The organism is Caulobacter sp. AP07 (genome assembly GCF_000281955.1).
Classification (GTDB): Bacteria; Pseudomonadota; Alphaproteobacteria; order Caulobacterales; family Caulobacteraceae; genus Caulobacter.
The window spans coordinates 1-20,775 of sequence record NZ_AKKF01000004.1 but is presented as its reverse complement, the minus strand read 5'-3'; the positions used below and the strand labels follow the sequence as shown (position 1 = coordinate 20,775).

Sequence of the window (20,775 nt, the reverse complement as noted above, 5' to 3'; positions counted from 1 at the left end):
CCCTCAGTCGCTCCGCGACAGCTCCCCCAGAGGGGGAGCATCTGAGCTCCGAGATCCTCCCCCTTGGGGGAGGTGGCGGCGAAGCCGACGGAGGGGGTTCTACGGCGTCGGTTTAAGCGGCGGCCAGTTCAGCCGAGACCGTGGCGAACGCCCAGTCGAGCCAGGGCGTCAGGGCCTCGACGTCCGAGGCCTCCACCGTGGCGCCGCACCAGATGCGCAGGCCGGCCGGGGCGTCGCGGTAGCCGCCGATGTCGAGGGCGGCGCCCTCCTTCTCGAGCAGGCTGGCCAGCTTCTTGGCGAAGTCGGCCTGGGCGTCTTCCGGCAGGGCGGCGATCGTCGGATCGACGACCTTGAGGCACACCGAGGTGTTGGAGCGGATGTCCGGCGTGGCGGCCAGGAAATCGACCCACGGGGTCTTGGCCACCCAGTCGGCCAGCACCGCCAGGTTCTGGTCAGCGCGGCCCTGCATGGCTTCCAGCCCGCCGATCGAGGCGGCCCACTTCAGGGCGTCCAGGGCGTCCTCGACACACAGCATCGACGGCGTGTTGATGGTCGCGCCTTCGAAGATGTCGGCGGCGATCTTGCCGCCTTTCGTCATCCGAAACAGCTTCGGCATCGGCCAGGCCGGGGTGTAGCTCTCCAGCCGCGCCACGGCGCGGGGCGACAGGATCAGCACGCCGTGCGCGCCCTCGCCGCCCAGGGCCTTCTGCCAGGAGAAGGTCACGACATCCAGCTTGGTCCAGTCCAGCTCCTGGGCGAAGGCGGCGCTGGTGGCGTCGCAGATGGTGATGCCTTCGCGGTCGGCGCTGATGAAGTCGGCGTTCGGGACCCGGACGCCCGAGGTGGTGCCGTTCCAGGTGAAGACCAGGTCGGCGTCGGGACGCACCTTCGAGGTGTCCGGCAGCTGGCCGTAGGGCGCGTCGAGCACTTCGACGTTCGGCAGCTTCAGTTGCTTGGTCACGTCGGTGACCCAGTCCTTGCCGAAGGATTCGAAGGCCAGCAGTTGCACCGGGCGCTGGCCCAGCATCGACCACATGGCCATCTCGACGGCGCCGGTGTCGGAGCCGGCGACGATGCCGATCAGGAAGTCGGCGGGAACCTCCAGCACTTCGCGCGTCTGGTCGATGGCGGCCTTGAGGCGGCCCTTGCCCAGCTTGGAGCGGTGCGAGCGGCCCAGCACGGCGTTTCTGAGATTTTCGGGGGTCCAGCCGGGCCGTTTGGCGCAGGGGCCGGAAGAGAACTCGGGGCGAGCCGGGCGGATCGCCGGCTTGGCGAGGGTCGTGGTCATAGCGATGTCTCCCATCCTTACAGATGGACTGCACCCCGTTGGGGGGGTGTGGCCCGCCGGCGAGAAACAGGGTTTTCGCGCCGAAGGCAAGGAGAGATTTTGCCGCGGGACGAACGAATCATCCGCACTCGGCAATTATTTTGCGGCGCGAGCCTTGTCGTGGACGCGGGCCTGGCGGCGCCAGGACGCGAAGATGCCGAACAGGATGCAGATCAGCACCCCGGCGGAGTTCAGGTTGTTGACGATGCGGTAGGTCTGGTCGTGCGGCAGATCGCCGACGATGTAATAGGCGTGCAGGCTGAACTGGATCGCCTGCAACAGCATGGCGCCGCCGAGCCAGGGGCTGGCATAGCGCAGGGCCAGCATCAGGAAGCTGAGGCCGTACAGTCCCTCGCAGAGCAGAGAGACGGTGGCCTGACTAGGTTCCGGCAGCAGAAACTGGATCGGTATGGACGCGATGGAGCCGATCAGGACGATGACACTGCCCCAGCGCTCCGCGGGGGAGCCCCGGGTCCACGCCAAGCCGCACACCACAAGTGTGGCGGCCCATCCAAAGAACGGCGCTAGCTGAACATGCATCCCTAGAGTCTCTAACGTGAATTGGAGACTCTAGGGATTAAACTCTTGCAATATTGCTTAGCTGGCTTCGGACAGACGGTCGTCGGCCACCGGAGCCGCTTCCATCTTGAATTCCCAGCCCATCATCTTGGTGCGGACGCCGAGGCGCAGGCGGACTTGGTCCATTTCGGCGTGGGCGTCGACCATGGCCGTGCGGGCTTCCGACAGGGCGGCCATCGCGGCGACGACCTTGGCGGTGGCGCCGGCGGCGACCGTCGCCGACAGGTTCAGGTCCTTACGGGTCTGGACCAGTTCCGCCATCATTTCAGCGGTTTGAACCATGGCCGCATCGATCGCGGCTTCGGTTGCGTGCAGCTTGGCGGCCGCGCGCTTAACAACAAAAACCTTTTCCATGCCCCGTCTCCTTAATGAAAGCCTAATAAGCGAGGTAAACGGAAAGTTAAAAATATTGCAAACAGAAACGCCCGTTAACGTTGTTTTGTCGCACCCATGTCGTGACTTGGAAGCGAAGCGTTAGGAAGATTGGGCCAAGCTAGGACCCTGGGATTCTCCTAGGACGGGAAATGATCGACGACAGCCGCAGCTCCGAAGCCGCGACGCATGCGCCCTTGCAGGCGCGTATCGCCGCCGTCGCGCTGACCACGACCGTGGCCGCGCTGTTGGCGGCATGTCTGTGCTTCATGCTCCAGCAATGGAGCGTCGCCCGTCAGGAATCCAAGGCCAGCCACGAGATCCTCGCCCAGATGGTGGCGGCCGGAGCGGCCGCGCCCATGGCCGACCACAATACCGTCGGCGCCTACCGCGCCCTGGAAGCGGTGGCCAAGGCCCCCAACGTCATCGCCGTGCGGCTGGCCGACATGCAGGGCCAGGTCACGGCCCAGATCGGAGCCGGCGTCGGTCCGGACGTCGAAACCCTGACCCGGCCGATCATGCTGGGCTCGCGCCAGGTCGGAACCCTGGCGCTGGTGGCCAAGCGCCCCAGCCTGACCGACATCCTGGCCCGCGACCTGGCCCTGACCGGCACCCTGTTCTTCGGTTCGGCCGGCCTGGCGATCCTGCTGGCCAACGGCCTGGCCCGCCGTATGACCAAGCCGATGGAGCGCCTGTCCCAGGCCATGCGCGAGGTGGCCGCCGACGGCCGCTTCAAGCCCGTCGAGCAGGCGGCGGACGACGACGTCTTCCACAGCCTGACCGACAGCTTCAACCACCTGGTCTCACGGCTGGAGATCAACGACCACGACCTGCGCGGGGCCATGGCCCAGCTGGTCAAGGCCCGCGACGACGCCAACGCCGCCAACGTCCTGAAGTCGCACTTCCTGGCCAATATGAGCCACGAGATCCGCACGCCCCTGAACGGCGTCCTGGCCATGACCGAGGTGATGGCCATGGGCGAGCTGAACGCCGTCCAGCGCGAGCGCCTGTCGGTGATCCGCGAATCCGGCGCCCTGCTGCTGTCGGTGCTCAACGACGTGCTGGACCTGTCCAAGATCGAGGCCGGGCGCCTGGACCTGGTCGAGCGCGATTTCGACCTGGCCAGCCTGGCCCTGTCGGTCCGCGAATCCTTCGCCACCCAGGCCCGCCAGAAGGGCCTGGAGTTCGGCGTCTTCGTCGCGCCCGAGGCCCTGGGCGCCTGGCGCGGCGACGCCGACCGCCTGCGCCAGATCCTCGGCAACCTGGTCTCCAACGCCCTGAAGTTCACGCTGGAGGGCTCGGTCTCGGTGCGGTTCGCCTCGGCCGACGACGGTCGCGGCCTGCGCATCGACGTGGTCGACACCGGCATCGGCATCGACGCCGAGACCCTGCCGCGGCTGTTCGACAAGTTCGTCCAGGCCGACAGCTCGACCACGCGCCGGTTCGGCGGCTCGGGCCTGGGCCTGTCGATCTGCAACGAACTGGCCACGCTGATGGGCGGCGGCGTGCACGTCCAGAGCCGCGAGGGCCAGGGCTCGACCTTCACCGTCGTGGTCGCCATGCCGCGTGGCGAGGCGACCACCCCCGCGCCGGCGGAAGCCGCCCCGCCGCCGATCGAATCCGAGCGCCGCCTGCGGGTGCTGGCCGCCGACGACAATCCGACCAATCAGAAGGTCATCGCCGCCGTCCTGGCCCCGCTGGGCGCCGAGGTCGAACTGGTGGCCGACGGCGTGGCCTGCGTCGAGGCGTGGAAGCGCGGCGGCTTCGACATCGTGCTGATGGACATCCACATGCCGGTGATGGACGGCGTCGAGGCCGCCCGCACCATCCGCGGCCTGGAGATCAGCGAAGGCCGCAAGCGCATCCCGATCGTGGCGGTCACCGCCAACGCCCTGGTCCACCAGGTCGAGGGCTACATGGCCGCCGGCATGGACGGCCACGTCGCCAAGCCGATCGAGGTGACCAAGCTCTACGACGCCATCGAAACCGCCGTGGCCGCCTCGCGCAAGGACGGCTCCAAGGTGGCGGCGGCCTAGGATCGCCCCCCACTCCCAAATTCCGGTTCAGCTACCTGAACGCCACATAACAAGCGGCTCAGAACCGCTTCAGACGCGGTGTGGTCTTTTGAGGTCAACGTCGTCCAACCGGATGGCGGACCCGTTCAAGAGGACCCGTACCGATGAAAAAGATTCTGCTTTCGATCGCCGCGGTCTCGGCCGTCGCCGCCACCGCCCTGCCCGTCGCCGCCATGGCCCAGTCCTATGACCGGGGCTATGACGACCGCGGCGGCTGGAACCAGGGCGGCGACCGCGTCGCTCGCCTCGACCAGCGCATCGACAGGGGCATCCGCAACGGCAGCCTGGACCGCCGGGAAGCCTGGCGCCTGAAGGGCGACCTGCGCGAAACCGCCCGCCTGCAATACCGCTACAGCCGTGACGGCCTGAGCCGCTGGGAACGTGACGACCTGGATCGTCGCTTCGACCGCATCAGCGCCCAGATCCGCTACGAGCGCCATGACCGCGACTACGGTTACGGCTACGGCCGCGACCGCAACTAGTTCGAGGTCCTAACCGAGAGCCGGCGCTCCCCTCAGCCGGCTCTCGACCATCGTGAAGCCGCGGCCGCGCAACAGAACGCGCGCGCCGCGGTCTTCGCATTCCAGGTCGCCGCCCCGGCCTGGATAGGCCTGGTGGTAGCGCAGCGTCGCCCGGCCCAGGCGTTCGGAGAACAGCGGGGCCAGGATGCAGTGGGCCGAACCGGTGGTCGGGTCCTCGGGGATGCCGCAACCCGGGGCGAAGAAGCGGCTGACCACGTCATAGGGCCGGCCGGCGTCGGCCAGGGCCACGACCACGGTTTGGCCCGGCCCGCCGGTCGCCTCGCCCCCGATGCCCACCAGCGCGGCCAGGTCGGGCTTCAGGGCCCGCACCGTCGCCTCGTCCTCCAGCACCGCCACCAGATAGATTCCGGCCCACATCTCGACCGGTCGAGCGCCCAGGGCCTCGGCCAGGCCCTCGGGGACAGGAGTGCGACGCGGCGGATCGGCCGGGAAGTCCATCTCCAGCCCCTCGCCGTCCCGACGCACGGTCAGGTCGCCCGCCAGGGTCTCGAAGGTGATCAGCGGGACGTCGAGGGCCAATTCGGCGAACAGCACGTGGGCCGAGGCCAGGGTGGCGTGGCCGCAGATCGGCGCCTCCACCGTCGGCGTGAACCAGCGCAGGCCGAACCGCGCCGGGTCGGCGGTCTTCAGCAGGAAGGCGGTTTCGGCCTGGTTGTTCTCGGCGGCCAAGGCCTGCATCCAGGCCGCATCGGGCCAGGCGTCCAGCGGCTCGACCACGCAGGCCGGATTGCCCTTGAACGGGCCCGAGGCGAAGGCGTCGACGGTCCACTGGCGCATGGCGGAGGTCTCTCGAAAATCGGTCGATCTCCTGGTCGTATGGCCGAACCGTCTCTAGATCAAAGCCAACATTGTTACAGTGACAATGTTTCGGCGCGGATCGGGGACAGGCGCATGCGCCTGTCCCCCGCCAAGCCTACCCCTCGATCGTGATCTCCGGCCACCGCGCCTTGGCCGAGCCGGTGGTCCGTTCCCAGCCGCCCGCGCCCTTCACCCGCAAGGGGTTGGGCCGCAGGCGCAGGGCGAACAGGTCCTCCAGGCCGAACGGCGCCCAGACGCTCAAGCTGTCGTCCGCCTCCAGCCGCACGCCCACGCAGAAGGCGGTGGCCACGAAGCGCTTCAAGGCGTCGGCGCTGGACAGCAGCGGCGGATAGGGCTCGTCGGCCCCGAACTTGCCCTCGAACCACAGGTGGACCCGGGCCTGGTTGCGGACCTCGACCAGGTCACGCAGCGGCGCCTCGAACGCCGCCGCCACCCGCCGGATCACCACGTCCTCGGCCTCGTAGGAGGTGTCGGAAGCGTCGTGATAGGCGACGTCATAATCCTTGATTCCGTAGTCCGGCGCGCGGCCGGTCAGGTGATTCCACACCGGCTGATAGACCGCGCCGGAGAACACCATCGGGTCGGGCAGGTCGAGGTCGCGGATCGTCCGCAGCACCTGCATGGTGGTGGGGACGCTGCGGATGATCCCGACGAGGCGGGCTTGCAGATCGCTCATTTGCGCACCACCCAGCCATGGTCCAGCGGCCCATGTCCGGCCCCGAACCCGGGCGCGCGCAGCATGGCCTCGTGGACGTAGTTCCAGGCCCGGGCCACCGACTCGGTCAGCGACAGCCCCTGGGCCAGGCCCGTCGCGCAGGCGCTGGCCAGGGTGCAGCCGGTGCCATGGGTGTGGCGGGTGTCGATGCGTTCGCCCTCGAAGGCGGTCTCGCCGTGACGGGTGATCAGCAGGTCGATGACCCGGTCACCAGCCCCGCTCCCCTCAAGAATGTGACCGCCCTTCATCAACACCGCCTGGGCGCCGAGTTCCAGCAGCGCCTCGCCGGCCCGGCGCAGGTCGTCGGTGGTCTCGACGCTCAGCCCGGTCAGGACGGCGGCCTCCGGGGCGTTGGGGGTCAGCAGGGCGGCGCGGGGGATCATCAGGGTCCGCAGGGCGCCAATCGCCTGCTCGGCCAGCAGCGACGCCCCGCCCTTGGCGACCATCACCGGATCGACGACGGCGGGGATTGCCTTGGCGCTGTCCAGCACCCGGGCCACGACCTCGACCATGGCCGCGTCGCCCAGCATGCCGGTCTTCAGGGCGTCGGCCCCGATGTCGTCCAGCACGGCGCGGGCCTGGGCCTCGACGATGTCCCGCGGGATCGGATGGACGCCGGTGACGCCCAGGGTGTTCTGCACGGTGACGGCCGTGATCGCCGTGGCCGCGTAGCCGCCCAGGGCGGTGATGGTCTTGATGTCGGCCTGGATCCCCGCCCCGCCGCCGGAATCCGATCCGGCGAGGACGAGCACGCGGCCTAGGTGAGGAGGTTGGGTCACGGGAGGTGTTCTAGCGGTGAGTCGGGGGACGGGGTAGAGGGGTCAGGCCGACGCCTCCCGCCACATCGCCGCCAGCGGCGGGCACCCCGGGGCCGGCGAGAAGACGTCCAGGGTGCGAAACCCGGCCCCAGCATAGAGCGGCGTGTTGGCCGGGTTGCTGTTCTCCAGATAGGCCGGCACGCCCGCCGCGTCGCAGGCGGCCAGCACCGGGGCCAGCAACCGCCGGCCCAGCCCCTTGCCACGCGCCGAGGCTCGGACGCCGATGGTGAACAGGTAGGCGTGCGGCGCCTTGGGCTTGCGGCGCGCCATCTCGGCGTCGACCGCCAGGGCCCGGGCCATCGCCCGGGGACCGCCGTCGATCAGCAGCCGCGCGGCGGCGCCCAGCAGCGACACGCCCGGCAGTTCCTTGCTGGCGCCCGGCGGCAGCCACATGGTCGCGCCCAGGTCCCCATCGGCGAGGTGGCAGATTCCGCGCGGCAGGTAGACGTCCCGCGCCAGGCGCTGGAACACCGGCCGCAGGCACGGTTTGCCGTCGAAGGTCCAGGTCGCCACCGGATCGGCCGCGAAGGCCTCGGCGGTGACCTCGCCCAGGGTCCGCCAGTCGTCGCCCCTCGCGAGTCGCAGCCCCTCCGCCGATCCGACCTGCATGCGGCTGGCTCCCTACTCTTCCCGCCCGGCCTTCAGCTTGGCGCTCTCGCTCTTCAGCGGCTTGGAGACCGGGCAGACCTCCTGGACGAAGTCGTTCAACGTGTTGACCAGGCTGTCGCGCACCAGGCTGTAGTGCACGAACTGGCCGCGCTTCTCGCTGCGCACCAGGCCGGCCGCCTCGAGGATCGACAGGTGCTGCGACACCGCCGGCTTGGAAATCTCGAACCGCGAGGCGATGTCCCCCGCCGTCAGCTCGGCATGGGCCAGATAGGCCAGGATCTTCCGGCGGACCGTCGAGGAGAGGGCTTCGAACACGCGTTGCATGCATCGGTATTTAAGCTGTTCGCTAAGCACTTGCAAATAGGTAGGGAGGTATTTAAGGAATAGCTTATCAAATGCGAAAACCGCGGGCGACGCGATGACGCCCCCCTCGGTCGGAGATCGCCCGATGACGCCCCGTCCAGACCTCGATCCCGCCCAGGTCATCCGCCGCATCCTGCGCGTCAACGACGCCGGGGAGCGGGGTGGGGTGGCGCTGTATCGCGCCCAGCTGGCGGTGGCGCGATGGCGCTGCCCCGAGGTCGCGCCGTTCCTGGAATGGACCCGCGACCACGAGGCCGACCACGCCCGTCGCTTCCGGGCGCTGATGCCGGCCCGCGCCGCCAAGGTCTGCCGCCTGCCGTGGATCTGGACCGCCGGCGCGCTGCTGATGGGCCTGTCGACGGCGCTGTTCGGGGCGCGGGCGGTCTATCTGTGCACCGAGGTGGTCGAGCGTAGCGTCCACCGCCACCTGAGCATCCAGCTGGCTTTCGTGCGCCGCCACGACGCCGAGCTGACCGCGCTGATCGAGTCGGTCAGCGCCGACGAGATGGAGCACCTGGAGCACGCGGTGAAGATGCGCGGCGATCGGGCGGCGCCGTTCGGCCGGCTGTTCGACGCGGCGATCACGATGAGCACCGAAACGTTGATGTGGCTGTCGACGCGTGGCGACATCGCGCGGCTGGCGCGGCGCCTGGGCATGGAAGGCGCGGCGGCATGACCCATCACCCCGCCCACGACGATCCCTACGCGGTTCACTCCATCGCCCCCTCCCCGACCGACGACGCCGTCACCGGCAAGGTGGTCTGGGCGCCGGCCACATCGATCTGGCAGGGCGTCATGCTGGCCGGGGCCCTGGCCGCGCCGTTCTTCTTCAGCTGGAGCGGCCTGCTGGTGTTCGTCGTCCTGACCGGCGCCACCCTGCTGGTCGGCCACTCGGTCGGCTTCCACCGCCGGCTGATCCACGGCAGCTTCCAGAGCCCGCCGTGGCTGGACCACCTGATGATGTACGCCGGCACGCTCGTCGGGATGAGCGGGCCGCTGGCGATGATCGAGGGCCATGACCTGCGCGACTGGGGCCAGCGGCAACCGGATTGCCATCCCTACCTGTCCAACCGCGCGGGCTTCTGGACCGACTATGCCTGGAACCTGCACGGCCGGCTGGTGCTGGCCCATCCGCCCCGCGTGGAGATCCCGCCACGGATCGCCGATGACCGGTTCTACCGCTTCCTGGAGCGGACCTGGATGCTGCAACAGCTTCCCGTCGCCGTCGGGCTGCTGATGCTGGGCGGCTGGTCGTGGCTGCTGTGGGGCGTCTGCGCACGGGTCTGCGTGTCGGTGACGGGCCACTGGTTCGTCGGTCGCCTGGCCCACCGCACCGGCCCGCAGCGCTGGCTGGTCACCGCTTCCGGCATCCAGGCCCACGACGTGCCGTGGGCGGCGATCCCGACCATGGGCGAGGCCTGGCACAACAACCACCACGCCTGGCCGGGCTCGGCCAAGCTGGGGCTCTATCCGGGACAGGCGGACTTGGGGTTCGCGTTCATCCGGCTGCTGGAGCGGGTGGGCCTGGCCTGGGACGTGCGGACACCCGAGACCTTGCCGGAGCGGTCGGGGCTGGCGCGGGCCTAGGTCGACCTGCGGCAAGGCTATCGACGCGGCGGCGTCGAAATCTCGTCAGGAGTCGATGAGCGCTGCATCCAAGTTGGGGGTCTGGCGCCTCTAGACAGTAGTAGCCGTCCGCTTGAGGAGGCCGCCGCCGACCTTGAGGGGACACATGCTCAGCCTATCGACCACGCTCGCCATCGTGGCGCTCGCCGCCGCGACGCCGCCCGCCGGCTTGGATCCGGTCGTCAAGACGCGGCTGGACCCCAGCCTGCGATGCCGGTTGGGAACCTATGCCCTGCCGGACGGGCGTTTCCTCTCCATCACCGGCAGCAACGGACATCCACGCGACCTGCGATACGCACGCTCGGAGGGCGGCCTTGGCAGGCTGGTCGAGCAGGCTGACGGCGCCTATGTCTCGTCGGCCCCGCCGCCCAAACTCACCCTGCGTTTCGACGCTTGCGAATCGGGCGTGGTGCGGCTGGAGAACGGTTCCGGCGCCCAGCTGGGCCACCGAACGCCGCTGGTCGTCCGGGAGACGGTGTTCCGCAGCGGGGACGTCGACCTGCACGGCAAGCTGGTGCTGCCGCCCGGCGGCAAGGCCAAGGCCGTGGCGGTCTGGATCAGCGGCTCGAACAACGATCCGGACACCGACGACGCGGGCTGGCAGTTCGAACTGGCGCGGCGCGGCGTCGGGTTCTTCGTTTACGACAAGCGCGGCGCCGGCGCTTCGGGCGGCGCCCTGACGGCGGACTTCCAGGTTCGCGCGGCCGATACGGCCGCCGCCGTCAAGGAGGCCCGTCGTCTTGCGCCGCGGGTCGGGAAGGTCGGGGTCATCGGGGCCAGCCAGGGCGGTTGGGTCGCGCCCCTCACGGCCAAATTGACGCCGCTCGACTTCGTCATCCCGGTCTTCGCCATGGCCGAGGGTCCGGTCGCCCAGGATCGGGCGGTCGTGGAGGATCAGCTGCGCGCGGCCGGGTTCGACGACGGGGTTCTGCGCAAGGCGGACGAGATGACCGCGGCCACGGCGCGGGTCGTCAGGTCAAACTTCACCCAGGGCTTCGAGGCCCTGGAAGCGCTGAAGCTGAAATATGCTGGAGAGCCCTGGATGGCCGCGATCCAGCCTCGTTCCTACACCGGCGTTCTGCTGCGCCGGACGCCCGGAGAGCTGCGGGAGTTCGGGCCTTCGCTGTCGCAAGGGCTCGACTTCGGCTATGAGCCGCGCCCCGTCATCGAGACGATCAAGCCACGCCAACTCTGGCTGCTGGGCGGCCGCGACCGCCAGGCGCCGAGCGCGGGCACGGTCTCGGTGCTGCGCGACATCCAGCACGGCCGGCCGGACCTGGACGTGATCGTCTTCCCGGACGCCGATCATGGGCTGATCGAGAAGTTCCAGGGACCGACGGGTGAGACGACGTCGTACCCGCCTGGCCTGTTCGACTTGCTGGCCAGTTGGATTCTCACCGGCCGCGCGACCTCGCCCGATGCGCGGGCGATCGTCGAGCGCGGCGCCGGCAGCTGAACCTAGTGTGACTTTGAGGACGTCCGTCTGGGGTCGGAAACGACCTCAGACGCTCCCGATCGCGCGCCACACCGCCAGCGCCTGGGCCGTTTCGCGCACGTCGTGGACCCGCACCGCCGCCACGCCGCAGGCCGCGCCGTGCAGGTGGGCGGCCAGGGAGCCGCCGAGGCGGGCGGTGGGCTCGGCGCCCAGCGGGTCCAGCGCGGCGATGAAGCGCTTGCGGCTGGCGCCCAGCAGCACCGGATAACCCAGGGCGACGAAGCGCGGCAGGGCGGCCAGCAGGGCCAGGTTGTGGGCCGGGGTCTTGCCGAAGCCGATCCCAGGATCCAGCCAGATCTTCTCGCGCGCCACCCCGGCCGCCATGGCGGTCAGGGCGCGGGCCAGCAGGAAGGCCTCGACCTCGGCGACCACGTCGTCGTAGCGCGGATCGTCCTGCATGGTCCCGGGCGCGCCCAGCATGTGCATCAGCACCACCTCGCAGCCCAGCTCGGCGGCGACCTCCGGAGCGGCCATCCCCAAAGTGTTTGGCGCGAAGCGCAGGGCGGCGACGTCGTTCCAGAGGCTCGCCCCGGCGACGACGGCGGCGCGGGCCACGGCGGGCTTCATGGTGTCGATCGAGATCGTCACCCCGCTCTCGGCCCGGATCGCCGCGATCAGCGGGACGACGCGGGCGATCTCGTCGGCTTCCGACACGGGCGCGGCGCCCGGCCGGGTGCTCTCGCCGCCGATGTCGAGGATGTCGGCCCCGTCGGCGATCAGCCGCCGCGCCTGGGCCAGGGCCGCGCCGTGGTCGAGGAACTGGCCGCCGTCCGAGAAGCTGTCGGGCGTGACGTTGACGACGCCCATGATGCGGGGATGAGGGTGGGTCGAAGACATGGATGGCGTTCTAGGCAATCGCGCTCCAAACGCGAAACGATCCCTCTCCCCTTGCGGGAGAGGGTGGCCCGCGCAGCGGGTCGGGTGAGGGGTTGAAGACCGCGAAAGCCGCGACCGGCCTTCTGGCTTGTCGCGGCTTTGACTTTTGAGAGACCCCTCATCCGTCGGCTACGCCGACACCTTCTCCCGCAAGGGGAGAAGGCTTCTCGCCCCTACCAGTCGATGAACGTCGTGAAGTCGTCCAGCATGCCGGTCCAGACCCCGAAGTCGTCGTCCAGGCCCGCGACGGTGCGGCCGGCGTTCACGTTGACGTCGTACTGGACGTAGGGGTCCTTGTCGTCGTCGAGATAGGCCTTGAGGTAGCGGTTCTTGCGGTTCCACTCGTTGATCTTCTCGAGCGTCAGCGGCGTCTTCAGGTCGAAGCCGGCCGAGAACTGCAGGGCCTTGCAGCGCACCTGGGGCTTGTCGCAATCGTAGAAATAGACCTTGAACGACGCGCCGTTGGCGGCGCTGTTGATCATCGGATCGCCGCCGTCGTCCTTGGTCAGTTCGGCCTTGTAGCCGGCGTCCTGCAGCCACTTGGCGACTTCGGCGCCGGTCATGCCGTCGGCGTGGATCTCGGCGGCGGAAGCGCTGGCGGCGAACATCAGGGCGGCGGCCAGGCTCAAGCCAGCGACGATGGTCTTCATGCGGGTAGCTCCCTCTGGTTGAGGCGACAGGTCTAACTTCGGCCGGCATCCGCGCCAAGGCAAGGTTGTTGGATGTCCCCAACGAAAAAGCCGGGCCCAAGGGACCCGGCTTCAACGTCGTCTAGGGGCCTGAAAGCTAGGCCGTGGCGCTCGTGGGCGAGACCGGCACCGAGGCCACCGGCCCGGTCGGCTTGATCAGGTCGTCCTCGACCCGAACGGGCTGGACGCCCTTCATCACGCCGATGATCTCGTCGCCGCTGAGGGTCTCGAACTCCAGCAGCGCCTTGGCCACCGCGTGCAGGCCCTCGAGTTGCTCGGTCAGGATGCGACGGGCCTCGTCCTCGCCGGTCTTGACCAGGCGGCGGACCTCGGCGTCGATCGTGATCATGGTCTCGGGCGAGACGTTCTGGGTGCGGGCCACCGAGTGGCCCAGGAACACCTCTTCCTGGTTGTCGCCATAGGCCACGGTGCCCAGCTTGTCGGAGAAGCCCCAGCGGGTGACCATGTTGCGGGCCAGGTTGGTGGCGGCGCTGATGTCGCTGGACGCGCCCGAGGTGATCTTCTCCTTGCCGAAGATCAGCTCCTCGGCCACCCGGCCGGCCATCATGATCGCCAGACGCGAGGTCATCATGTCGAAGCTCATCGAGTAGCGGTCGCCCTCGGGAAGCTGCATGACCATGCCCAGGGCCCGGCCGCGCGGCACGATGGTGGCCTTGTGCACCGGGTCGGCGACGGGGACGTTGAGGGCCACCAGGGCGTGGCCGCCCTCGTGATAGGCCGTCAGCTTCTTCTCGTCCTCGCTCATGGCCATCGAGCGACGCTCGGCGCCCATCATCACCTTGTCCTTGGCGTATTCGAAGTCGTGCATGGTGACCATGCGACGGTTCTTGCGCGCCGCGGTCAGGGCCGCCTCGTTGACCAGGTTGGCCAGGTCGGCGCCCGAGAAGCCGGGGGTGCCGCGCGCCAGGGTCTTGACGTCGACGTCGGCGGCCAGCGGCACGTTCTTCATGTGCACGCGGATGATCTTCTCACGACCCATGACGTCGGGATTGGGCACCACGACCTGGCGGTCGAAGCGGCCCGGACGCAGCAGGGCCGGGTCCAGCACGTCGGGACGGTTGGTGGCGGCGATCAGGATGATGCCTTCGTTGGCCTCGAAGCCGTCCATCTCGACCAGCAGCTGGTTGAGGGTCTGCTCGCGCTCGTCGTTGCCGCCGCCCAGGCCGGCGCCGCGATGGCGGCCGACGGCGTCGATTTCGTCGATGAAGATGATGCAGGGGGCGTTCTTCTTGGCCTGCTCGAACATGTCGCGCACGCGGCTGGCGCCGACGCCGACGAACATCTCGACGAAGTCCGAACCGGAGATGGTGAAGAACGGCACGCCGGCCTCACCCGCCACGGCGCGGGCGATCAGGGTCTTGCCGGTGCCGGGAGGACCGATCAGCAGGGCGCCCTTGGGGATCTTGCCGCCCAGGCGCTGGAACTTGGCCGGGTCCTTGAGGAACTCGACCACTTCCTGCAGCTCTTCCTTGGCCTCGTCGACGCCGGCGACGTCGTCGAACATCACGCGGTTCTTGTTCTCGGTCAGCAGCCGGGCCTTGGACTTGCCGAAGCCCATGGCGCCCTTGGTGCCGCCCTGCATCTGGCGCATGAAGAAGATCCACACGCCGATCAGCAGCAGGATCGGCAGCATCTGGAACAGGATGCCCAGCAGGCTGACGCCGCCGCGCTGGTAGACGATCTCGGAATTGTGCGCCTCGAGGCGCTTGACCATGTCCTCGGCGTTGCCAGGGACGTTGACCGCGTAAGGCTTGCCCGAGCGCGGCTCGACCTTGACCACGTCGCCGCTGATGTCGGCCTTCTTGACGTCGCCGTTGTCGATGTTCTTGAGGAACTGCGAGTAGCTGACCTCGCCGGCGGCGCCGGGCTTTCCGCCCTGGCTGACCACGCCGTAGGCCGTGACCAGCACCAGAACGATCACGGCCCAGATGCCCAGGGTCTTGAAATTCATACGCGTTGTCTTCCCAACGATAATCTCTGACCTTCCAAGATAGGACGGCCCGGCCAGTTTCGCCACGCGCGGGATATCATGTCGCGGCTTCTTGATCGACACGGCCGACGGCCGCCTCGAAACGATCCACGACAAGACACCGCACGCGCGTCGCGAAAACCCCTGCAAGGATCGGGCAACCGACCGTCCCGGCGGGATCGACAAGGACCGGCAAGGCGGCCCGGGCGGCGGGCGGCAAGGCCTTCAGCGCCTGGCGCTGGGCGGCCGGCAGGCGGGCGGCCAGGCCTTGCAACGGGCGCACGGTCAGACCGGGGACGGTGGCGGTGATCTCATAGCGGCCATCCCAGACCACGGCTTGGCCCACGTCCAGGGCCTCCCCCACGGGGGGAGGACTGGCGCCGCGTCGGGCCTCGCCGGGTTCGCGGAAGAACCGCACGCCATCGCCGCTCGCCTCGATCCGCGCCCCGGCCAGGGTGGCGGTGAAGGTCTCCCCGGCGCGAATCCGATCGACGAGGCGTCGCAACCGCTCGCCGCGCGGCGGCTGGGACGTGCCGGCGGCGCACAGGCAGGCGGCGGCGACCTGGGCGGCGGGGGCGTCGCGGGAAAGGGCGAGGTAGCCGGCGCGCGCGCCCTCGGCTGTCATCCCGGACGTAGCGAAGCGAAGATCCGGGACCGCCGGAAGCGCGGCGCTCCGGGTCGGTCCCGGATCCTCGCGCTGCGCGCTCGTCCGGGATGGCAAACTTTGAGGCTTGTCCACCAATACTCGCCGCGCCCGCGCCCGGGCATATTTCGCATCCTCGTTGGCCGGATCGTCCAGCCACGCCTCACCCCGCGCCGTCAGCCAGTCCCGCAACGCCCGCCGTCCCACGCCCAGCAGCGGCCGCAGCACGAACACCCCCCGTCCCTGCGGCCAGGCCGGCGACGGGGCCCAGTCGCGCGGGTCGGAGACCGTCGAGCCCTCGGCCCGCATGGCGACGGCCTCGGCCAGGTCGTCGGCGGTGTGGCCCAGCAGCACGACGCCGGCCCCGGCCGCCCGGGCGGCGTCGGCCAGCAGGGCGTGGCGGGCGGCGCGGGCGGCGGCCGGCAGGCCGGCGGCGGGCTTGGGGCCGGACCAGGCCAGGGCGGCGGCGGTCGCGCCCAGCGCCTGGGCCTTGGTCACGGCGGGGGCCGTCCAAGCGGCGCTGGCCGGGTTGAGCTGGTGGTCGACGGTCAGGCTGACCACCGGACGGCCGTGGGCGCGGGCCCAGTCCACGGTCAGGATCAGCAGGGCCAGGCTGTCGCCGCCGCCGGAGAAGCCGACGGCCAGGGGCGCGGCGCCGTCGGCGCGCAGGCGGCGGTCGAGGGCGGCGGTGAAGCTCGGGAAGGAATGCTGCACGCTGACCCCCTCGCCGTTCCCAATTCCGTCATCCCCCGACTTGTTCGGGGGACCCAAGCGGCATCGGCCAACTCGGCATGGGTCCCCCGCATAAAGCGGGGGATGACGACCTTAAATCAGGCCGCGCACTTGGCCTGGGCCCGGGTGGTCGCGGCCTTGGCCGTCACCGCCGACGGGGCCTTGGGGTAGCGGCGGGCCAGTTCGTCCAGGGTCTTGCAGGCGTCGGCGGGCTTTCTGAGGGCCACCAGCGAACGCGACAGCTTCAGCACCGCATCGGGCGCCCAGCTGGTCTGCGGCCAGCCGCGCACCGCGCCCAGATAGGAGCCGGCCGCGTCGCCATAGGCCTCGCGCACGAACTGGGTCTCGCCCAGCCAATAGCGGGCCTCGGGGGTCTTGGCGCTGTCGGGATAGGCGTCCACATAGCCGGCGAAGGCCTGTTCGGCCGCGCCGTAGTCGCCGTCCAGCAGCAGTTGGCGGGCCTGCTTGAAGGCCTGGGCCGGGTCGGCCGAAGCCGAGGGCGGCGGGGGTGGGGGCGGCACGGCGGCGGCCGCGGCGGCCTCCTGGTCGGCGACCTTCTTTTCCAGGGCGGCCAGGCGCTGGTCCAGGGCGTCGGCGCGCGTCTTCTGCGCCTCGCCGGCCCGGCGCGCCTGGTCCAGGTCGTGGGTCAGGGTCTCGTTCTGGCCGTTCAGCCGGGTCAGGGTCTGTTCCAGGTCATTGAGCTTGTCGGACATCGCCGCGATCTGGGCGTCGGTCTCAGCCGGCTGCACGACCACCGGCTTGCCGGTGTCGCGGCCCTGGAAGACGATGGACCGCAGTTCGCGCACCACCTTTTCCATGCGCTCCAGCCGCTTGGCCGAGCGATCGTCCAGCGGATCGGGCAGCGGGGTCTGGGCCAGGGCCGGCAAGGCGACAGCCAGGGTCAGGACGGAGGCGAGCAGCGCGGCTTTCAGCTTCATGTCGGCGATTATGCCCCGGTTGCGGACAAAAGTGCGGCGGGAAAACAAAAGCCCTCCCCCTTGATGGGGGAGGGTTGGGTGGGGGTGACGCGGCCGTACAGCTGAACCGCCGTATCACCCCCAACCCCGGCCCTTCCCCCATCAAGGGGGAAGGGAGCCCTATGGATTATCGCGCGCCGTCGGTGATGGCGGTGCGGGCGTTGCGGTTCTTGGCCCAGGCGTCTTCGTTGGTGCCGGGGTCGATCGGGCGTTCCTTGCCGTAGGACAGGGTCTCGATGCGCGAGCCCGAGACGCCTTGGCCGACCAGGAATTCGCGGACGGCGTTGGCGCGGCGGGCGCCGAGCGCCAGGTTGTATTCGCGGGTGCCGCGTTCGTCGGCGTTGCCTTCGATGCGCACGCGCACGGCCGGATAGCGGTTCAGCCACTGGGCCTGGGCGGTCAGGGTCGGCTGGGCGTCGCTGCGGATGTCGTACTGGTCGGTGTCGAAATAGACCCGCTCACCGATGTTGATGACGAAATCCTGCACCGTGCCCGGCAGCGGGCCCTGGTCCACCGGCGACGGCGGCACGGCGGGCTGGGTGTAGGGCGGAGCCGTCGGTTGCGACGGCGTGGCGGGAGCCACCGGACCCGCGGGCTTCGGCCGCGAGGCGCAGGCGGCGAGCGAGGCGGCCGCCAGACCGATCAGCGCCAGTCTAACGACGCGGTTGGTTTCGAAGCTCATCCTGTTTCTCCTCAAGTCCACGGCCAAGGTTCATACGTCTTACGCGCCAAGCCTTTGTGACGCTGCGCGAAAACGTACCCTGGACCTCACAATGGCGTCAGATTGTCGCACCACCACCTCGTTTCACCCGGCGCGTGAACGTCGGATGAACAACAAGGCGGCAACGCGTGGTTATGGCGAAGGTTGCCGCGAAGTCGTGTCGATCAGTCCAGCAGCGGCGACCAGGCCGGGTCGGAAGCCGCGCCCTGATAGGCGGCGGCGCGCAGGATCCGGCCGGTGACGTCCACCGTCCACAGTCGCGAATTGCCGCTGGAGCTTTCGCGCGAGAACATCAGCACCCGGCCGTTGGGAGCCCAGGTCGGGCCCTCGTCCAGATAGCTGGTGGTCAGCAGGCGCTCGTCGCCGCCGTCGGGGCGCATCACGCCGATGTGGAACTGGCCGCCGGTCTGCTTGGTGAAGGCCACGAAGTCGCCGCGCGGGCTCCACACCGGCGTGGTGTAGCGACCGCCACCGTAGGAGATGCGCCGCACGCCGCTGCCGTCGCTGTTCATCACATAGAGCTGGGCCTGGCCGCCGCGGTCGGAGTTGAAGACGATCTTCGACCCGTCCGGCGAGAACGACGGCGAAGTGTCGATGGCCGGGTCGGTGGTGATGCGGGTCGAGGCGCGGCTGCGCAGGTCGAGCACGTAGATGTCGCTGTTGCCGCCCTTCTCGACCGAGAACGCCACCTTCGTGCCGTCCGGCGAGAAGCGCGGGGCGAAGACCATGCCGGGGAACTTGCCCACGGTCTCGGTGCGGCCGGTCTGCAGGTTCAGCAGATAGATGCTGGAGCCCGTCGGCCGCAGCGCCATGTAGGTGATTTCCTGGCTGGTGGCCGAGAACCGGGGCGTCATGACGATGTAGGAGCCGTCGGTGATGTAGCTGGGATTGGCCCCGTCCTGGTCCATGATCGCCAGCTTCTTGACCCGGGCCATCTTCGAGCCGCTCTCGGCGACGAAGGCCACGCGGGTGTCGAAATAGCCCTTCTCGCCGGTCAGGCGCTCATAGACCGCGTCGCTGATCTTGTGGGCCACCCGCCGCCAGTTCTCGGCGGTCGAGGTGAACTGCAGGCCCAGCAGCTGTTGCTGGCTGAAGGTGTCCCACAGGCGGAAGTCGACCCGCAGCACGCCGTCGGCGCCCACCGTCACCTGGCCGTTGATCAGGGCCTGGGCCCCGGTCGCCTGCCAGTCGGGGAAGCGCGGCTGGACGTTGACGTCGGTCAGCTGGTCGGCGACGCCCTGGACGTTGAGCGGCTGGAACAGGCCCGAGCGCTCGAGGTTGCCGCTGATGACCTGCGAGATGTCGGCCCCGCGCCCGCCGCCCGAGAAGGCCGGGATGGCGACCGGCAGCGGCTTGACCGCGCCCTTGTCGATGTCGACCTCGATCTGCGCGCGGGCCACGGTCGGGACAATGGCGGCGCAGCTCATGGCCAGCACGGCGGACATCGCCGCAAGAAGGGGCTTCAGGTTCATCGGGTTCTCCCTATCGCGCCGCGCAAGCGTCGCGCGCCTTGAAGTTCAAATTGAGTTGCTGGCCATAATAGTCCGGCGGCAACCCTTCGAAGGGCGCCGATTGGTAGACCGCGCGGATGGCCCGCTCGGCGGCCGCCCGGACCACCGGGTCGGACGACTTCTCGGCGTCGCCGGCCGTCACCTGGCCGACGATGCGACCGCCGGTGGCCAGCTTGAAGCCGACCTTGACCTGCACCGCGCCGCCGCCCTCGACCTCGCAATTGGGGTTCCAGCGCCGCTGGATCTCGTCCTTCATGCCGGCGATCGCCGCCGCCTGCAGGCCGGTCATCGCCCCGGCGCCCGGGCGGGCCTGGGTGGCGGTCTCCGGACGGGTCGGCCCCTTGGCGGCGTTGGCCACGGGCTTGCCGGTCGCCTTGGGCGTCTTGGCCAGGGTCCTTTCCAGCGAGGCGAAGAAGTCGGGCTCGGGCTTGGCCGGCTTGGGAGTCGGCGGTTTCGGGGTTGGCGGCTTGGGCGTCGGCGTCGGGGTCGGGGCGGTCTTCGGCGGGGCCGGGGCGGGGGTCGGCGTGGGCGCGGGGACCGGAGCCGGCGGCTGCGGGTCGGCCTCGGGCGTCGGCGCCTCGGTCTGGGCCGTCTGGTCCTCGGGCGCTTCGAGGGCCGGGCGCACGTTGGTGGGGCCCTCGGTGACGATGGTCACCGGCACGCTCTCGCCGATGATCACCGGCTTGGACGGCTTCCACGGCCCGATCAGGATCGCGGCGACCACCAGGGCGTGCAGGCTCACCGAGCCGATCAGGGCCGGGGACATGTTGTTGCGGGTCTCGCGGCGACTCATCGCGCGATCACCTCATTGCGCCGGACGCAGGGCGCCCGCGTCCGAGCCGCCGTCAGCCTTGGCCGCCCCGCCGGACGACGGGCCGCCGGTGTCGGTCAGCAGGTTGATCTTGCTGAAGCCGGCGTTGGACAGCGCCGCCATCACCTGGGCGACCGTGGCGTAGTTTGCTTTCCCATCCGCCCGCACGAAGATCGGCTTGTCGTAGCCGTCGCCGGTGATCGCCGTCAGGCGCGGGGCCAGGTCGGCGAACGGCACGGAATTCTCGCCGACGAACACCGCGCCGTCGGCCTTGATCGACACGGTCACCGGCTCCTGCTGGTTCTGCAGGGCGGCGGCCTCGGTCTTGGGCAGCTCCAGCGGCACGCCGGCGGTCAGCAGCGGGGCGCTGATCATGAAGATGATCAGCAGCACCAGCATCACGTCGACCAGCGGGGTGACGTTGATCTCGGACAGGGCGCCCCTGCCCCGGCGGCCGCGCCGGCGGCGACCGCGGCGGCCGCCGG

Annotated in this window: 22 protein-coding genes; 5 read left to right on the top strand and 17 right to left on the bottom strand. The window is 69.7% G+C overall.

Translation table 11 applies throughout. From position 1 onward, the window contains the following. Positions 1 to 112: 112 nt before the first annotated feature. From PMI01_RS00245 to PMI01_RS00235, 3 genes are all read right to left on the bottom strand, one after another. On the bottom strand, positions 113 to 1,288 hold the full coding sequence (locus tag PMI01_RS00245) for a phosphoserine transaminase (RefSeq protein ID WP_007661490.1): 1,176 nt from the start codon (positions 1,286 to 1,288) through the stop codon (positions 113 to 115). A 135-nt stretch (positions 1,289 to 1,423) separates the two neighbouring features. Next, the gene (locus PMI01_RS00240) at positions 1,424 to 1,819 is read right to left on the bottom strand and encodes a hypothetical protein (RefSeq protein WP_238536977.1); all 396 of its coding nucleotides are present in this window, start codon (positions 1,817 to 1,819) and stop codon (positions 1,424 to 1,426) included. Positions 1,820 to 1,924: 105 nt separating this feature from the next. Continuing rightward, a complete protein-coding gene (locus tag PMI01_RS00235) occupies positions 1,925 to 2,260 on the bottom strand; it encodes a hypothetical protein (RefSeq protein WP_007661486.1) in 336 nt (111 codons plus the stop codon). 170 nt (positions 2,261 to 2,430) lie between these two features. On the opposite strand from PMI01_RS00235, the gene PMI01_RS00230 reads away from it, so the two are divergent. Both PMI01_RS00230 and PMI01_RS00225 read left to right on the top strand, forming a co-directional pair. Further along, complete coding sequence (locus tag PMI01_RS00230; protein WP_007661484.1) at positions 2,431 to 4,314, top strand: ATP-binding protein; 1,884 nt, start codon at positions 2,431 to 2,433, stop codon at positions 4,312 to 4,314. Between the two features lie 143 nt (positions 4,315 to 4,457). Continuing rightward, positions 4,458 to 4,835 carry a hypothetical protein gene (locus tag PMI01_RS00225; protein WP_007661483.1) on the top strand — a complete coding sequence of 126 codons (378 nt, stop codon included), beginning with the start codon at positions 4,458 to 4,460 and terminating at the stop codon, positions 4,833 to 4,835. Positions 4,836 to 4,844: 9 nt separating this feature from the next. Here PMI01_RS00225 and PMI01_RS00220 read toward each other — a convergent pair whose 3' ends face one another. The 5 genes from PMI01_RS00220 to PMI01_RS00200 form a co-directional block, all read right to left on the bottom strand. Further along, complete coding sequence (locus PMI01_RS00220) at positions 4,845 to 5,672, bottom strand: PhzF family phenazine biosynthesis protein (RefSeq protein ID WP_007661482.1); 828 nt, start codon at positions 5,670 to 5,672, stop codon at positions 4,845 to 4,847. A 136-nt stretch (positions 5,673 to 5,808) separates the two neighbouring features. Beyond that, positions 5,809 to 6,390: a nucleotidyltransferase family protein gene (locus PMI01_RS00215; protein ID WP_007661481.1), complete on the bottom strand. Its 582-nt coding sequence runs from the start codon at positions 6,388 to 6,390 to the stop codon at positions 5,809 to 5,811. After that, positions 6,387 to 7,208 carry a bifunctional hydroxymethylpyrimidine kinase/phosphomethylpyrimidine kinase gene (gene thiD / locus PMI01_RS00210; RefSeq protein ID WP_035033762.1) on the bottom strand — a complete coding sequence of 274 codons (822 nt, stop codon included), beginning with the start codon at positions 7,206 to 7,208 and terminating at the stop codon, positions 6,387 to 6,389. The genes PMI01_RS00215 and thiD overlap by 4 nt, the downstream gene beginning before the upstream one ends. A gap of 42 nt (positions 7,209 to 7,250) precedes the next feature. Then, positions 7,251 to 7,856 (bottom strand): GNAT family N-acetyltransferase, encoded by a 606-nt coding sequence (locus PMI01_RS25890; RefSeq protein WP_007661478.1) that lies wholly within the window; start codon positions 7,854 to 7,856, stop codon positions 7,251 to 7,253. Between the two features lie 12 nt (positions 7,857 to 7,868). Continuing rightward, on the bottom strand, positions 7,869 to 8,180 hold the full coding sequence (locus PMI01_RS00200) for a metalloregulator ArsR/SmtB family transcription factor (RefSeq protein ID WP_007661477.1): 312 nt from the start codon (positions 8,178 to 8,180) through the stop codon (positions 7,869 to 7,871). A 124-nt stretch (positions 8,181 to 8,304) separates the two neighbouring features. Between PMI01_RS00200 and PMI01_RS00195 the strand changes: the two genes are divergently transcribed. The 3 genes from PMI01_RS00195 to PMI01_RS00185 all read left to right on the top strand — a co-directional run bounded on the left by PMI01_RS00195 (position 8,305) and on the right by PMI01_RS00185 (position 11,301). Next, positions 8,305 to 8,895, top strand: coding sequence for a demethoxyubiquinone hydroxylase family protein (locus PMI01_RS00195; RefSeq protein ID WP_007661474.1), 591 nt, complete (start codon positions 8,305 to 8,307; stop codon positions 8,893 to 8,895). Then, entirely contained in the window at positions 8,892 to 9,806 is a 915-nt protein-coding gene (locus tag PMI01_RS00190) for an acyl-CoA desaturase (protein WP_007661464.1), read from the top strand. The genes PMI01_RS00195 and PMI01_RS00190 overlap by 4 nt, the downstream gene beginning before the upstream one ends. 145 nt (positions 9,807 to 9,951) lie before the next feature. After that, positions 9,952 to 11,301, top strand: coding sequence for an alpha/beta hydrolase family protein (locus tag PMI01_RS00185; RefSeq protein WP_007661462.1), 1,350 nt, complete (start codon positions 9,952 to 9,954; stop codon positions 11,299 to 11,301). A gap of 45 nt (positions 11,302 to 11,346) precedes the next feature. Here the strand turns inward: PMI01_RS00185 and folP are convergent, their stop codons facing one another. The 9 genes from folP to PMI01_RS00140 all read right to left on the bottom strand — a co-directional run. Then, positions 11,347 to 12,177: a dihydropteroate synthase gene (gene folP / locus PMI01_RS00180; RefSeq protein WP_035033761.1), complete on the bottom strand. Its 831-nt coding sequence runs from the start codon at positions 12,175 to 12,177 to the stop codon at positions 11,347 to 11,349. A 212-nt stretch (positions 12,178 to 12,389) separates the two neighbouring features. Next, a complete protein-coding gene (locus tag PMI01_RS00175) occupies positions 12,390 to 12,866 on the bottom strand; it encodes a YbjN domain-containing protein (RefSeq protein WP_007661455.1) in 477 nt (158 codons plus the stop codon). A gap of 136 nt (positions 12,867 to 13,002) precedes the next feature. After that, on the bottom strand, positions 13,003 to 14,877 hold the full coding sequence (ftsH, locus tag PMI01_RS00170; protein ID WP_007661454.1) for an ATP-dependent zinc metalloprotease FtsH: 1,875 nt from the start codon (positions 14,875 to 14,877) through the stop codon (positions 13,003 to 13,005). Between the two features lie 76 nt (positions 14,878 to 14,953). Then, positions 14,954 to 16,252, bottom strand: a complete 1,299-nt coding sequence (gene tilS / locus PMI01_RS00165) for a tRNA lysidine(34) synthetase TilS (RefSeq protein ID WP_007661453.1) — start codon at positions 16,250 to 16,252, stop codon at positions 14,954 to 14,956. Positions 16,253 to 16,368: 116 nt separating this feature from the next. Then, positions 16,369 to 17,208, bottom strand: coding sequence for a tol-pal system protein YbgF (gene ybgF / locus PMI01_RS00160; RefSeq protein ID WP_035033759.1), 840 nt, complete (start codon positions 17,206 to 17,208; stop codon positions 16,369 to 16,371). Between the two features lie 166 nt (positions 17,209 to 17,374). Further along, positions 17,375 to 17,944 carry a peptidoglycan-associated lipoprotein Pal gene (gene pal / locus PMI01_RS00155; RefSeq protein WP_035033770.1) on the bottom strand — a complete coding sequence of 190 codons (570 nt, stop codon included), beginning with the start codon at positions 17,942 to 17,944 and terminating at the stop codon, positions 17,375 to 17,377. Between the two features lie 188 nt (positions 17,945 to 18,132). After that, entirely contained in the window at positions 18,133 to 19,440 is a 1,308-nt protein-coding gene (gene tolB, locus PMI01_RS00150; RefSeq protein WP_007661449.1) for a Tol-Pal system beta propeller repeat protein TolB, read from the bottom strand. A 10-nt stretch (positions 19,441 to 19,450) separates the two neighbouring features. Further along, on the bottom strand, positions 19,451 to 20,272 hold the full coding sequence (locus PMI01_RS00145) for a hypothetical protein (RefSeq protein ID WP_007661447.1): 822 nt from the start codon (positions 20,270 to 20,272) through the stop codon (positions 19,451 to 19,453). A 12-nt stretch (positions 20,273 to 20,284) separates the two neighbouring features. After that, positions 20,285 to 20,775, bottom strand: a 491-nt coding sequence (locus PMI01_RS00140; RefSeq protein ID WP_007661445.1) for an ExbD/TolR family protein, incomplete at its 5' end; no start/stop codon positions are given.

Bases quoted from the DNA above. Each gene is read 5' to 3' on its own strand.
- PMI01_RS00195 (WP_007661474.1), top strand. From the start codon at position 8,305: ATGACGCCCCGTCCAGACCTCGATCCCGCCCAGGTCATCCGCCGCATC.
- PMI01_RS00230 (WP_007661484.1), top strand. From the start codon at position 2,431: ATGATCGACGACAGCCGCAGCTCCGAAGCCGCGACGCATGCGCCCTTG.
- PMI01_RS00145 (WP_007661447.1), bottom strand. From the start codon at position 20,272: ATGAGTCGCCGCGAGACCCGCAACAACATGTCCCCGGCCCTGATCGGC.
- ftsH (WP_007661454.1), bottom strand. From the start codon at position 14,877: ATGAATTTCAAGACCCTGGGCATCTGGGCCGTGATCGTTCTGGTGCTG.
- PMI01_RS25890 (WP_007661478.1), bottom strand. From the start codon at position 7,856: ATGCAGGTCGGATCGGCGGAGGGGCTGCGACTCGCGAGGGGCGACGAC.
- PMI01_RS00190 (WP_007661464.1), top strand. From the start codon at position 8,892: ATGACCCATCACCCCGCCCACGACGATCCCTACGCGGTTCACTCCATC.
- PMI01_RS00185 (WP_007661462.1), top strand. From the start codon at position 9,952: ATGCTCAGCCTATCGACCACGCTCGCCATCGTGGCGCTCGCCGCCGCG.
- folP (WP_035033761.1), bottom strand. From the start codon at position 12,177: ATGTCTTCGACCCACCCTCATCCCCGCATCATGGGCGTCGTCAACGTC.
- PMI01_RS00225 (WP_007661483.1), top strand. From the start codon at position 4,458: ATGAAAAAGATTCTGCTTTCGATCGCCGCGGTCTCGGCCGTCGCCGCC.
- PMI01_RS00245 (WP_007661490.1), bottom strand. From the start codon at position 1,288: ATGACCACGACCCTCGCCAAGCCGGCGATCCGCCCGGCTCGCCCCGAG.
- PMI01_RS00220 (WP_007661482.1), bottom strand. From the start codon at position 5,672: ATGCGCCAGTGGACCGTCGACGCCTTCGCCTCGGGCCCGTTCAAGGGC.
- tolB (WP_007661449.1), bottom strand. From the start codon at position 19,440: ATGAACCTGAAGCCCCTTCTTGCGGCGATGTCCGCCGTGCTGGCCATG.
- PMI01_RS00175 (WP_007661455.1), bottom strand. From the start codon at position 12,866: ATGAAGACCATCGTCGCTGGCTTGAGCCTGGCCGCCGCCCTGATGTTC.
- PMI01_RS00200 (WP_007661477.1), bottom strand. From the start codon at position 8,180: ATGCAACGCGTGTTCGAAGCCCTCTCCTCGACGGTCCGCCGGAAGATC.
- PMI01_RS00235 (WP_007661486.1), bottom strand. From the start codon at position 2,260: ATGGAAAAGGTTTTTGTTGTTAAGCGCGCGGCCGCCAAGCTGCACGCA.
- PMI01_RS00215 (WP_007661481.1), bottom strand. From the start codon at position 6,390: ATGAGCGATCTGCAAGCCCGCCTCGTCGGGATCATCCGCAGCGTCCCC.
- ybgF (WP_035033759.1), bottom strand. From the start codon at position 17,208: ATGAAGCTGAAAGCCGCGCTGCTCGCCTCCGTCCTGACCCTGGCTGTC.